This is a genomic window from Benzoatithermus flavus (assembly GCF_037908215.1).
Lineage (GTDB): Bacteria > Pseudomonadota > Alphaproteobacteria > Geminicoccales > Geminicoccaceae > Benzoatithermus > Benzoatithermus flavus.
Window position 1 is genome coordinate 1 of sequence record NZ_JBBLZC010000121.1, and the last position, 555, is coordinate 555.

At 31.5% G+C, this 555-nt stretch carries 1 protein-coding gene; it reads right to left on the minus strand.

Annotated features, from left to right (window positions below):
* A partial coding sequence (locus tag U1T56_RS24435) for a hypothetical protein (protein WP_418162076.1) occupies positions 1–306 on the minus strand: 306 nt, incomplete at its 3' end.
* Positions 307–555: the final 249 nt, after the last annotated feature.

Genomic DNA, 555 nt, shown 5'->3' on the forward strand with positions numbered 1-555 from the left:
CTTATGGTAAGAAGGATCATAGTACATATTTTTCAAGAAGAATTGATACGCTTTTTGTTGTAAGATAGTAAACACTTCTTCCATGTTTTGAATTTTATCCACGCGTTTGATCAAGATTTTTTGATTTGCACCAAACACTTCTCGATGTTTTTTTCCTTCGTATAGGTGCTTTTCTTTCCGTACATTTCTCGTTTTTACCGGATCGTAAATCCAAACATAGAGATATTTTGCAATAAGATTACCGTTTTTATCGTATTTATTCCCTCCACCTCGAGAAACAAACCAACCTTTTTTGTTTTCATTCATTCCGATCTCCCCCTTTTTTGAAAACCATTTTTTTCCATTTCCTTTTCTCTTATTTTGTACACCCACTTTGTCTTTTTGTCAACTAATTTTTTCTTTTTCTTTCCCATTTAATTTTCTATTCTCCGATCTTATCAAGATCGAAGAAGAAAAAAATTTTCAAAGGAAAAAAGTATAAAAAATGGTATAGTTGGAAAAAAATATAATCGGAGGGATGCAACATGATGTTAAAAGCAGTTCCAGGCATTTATG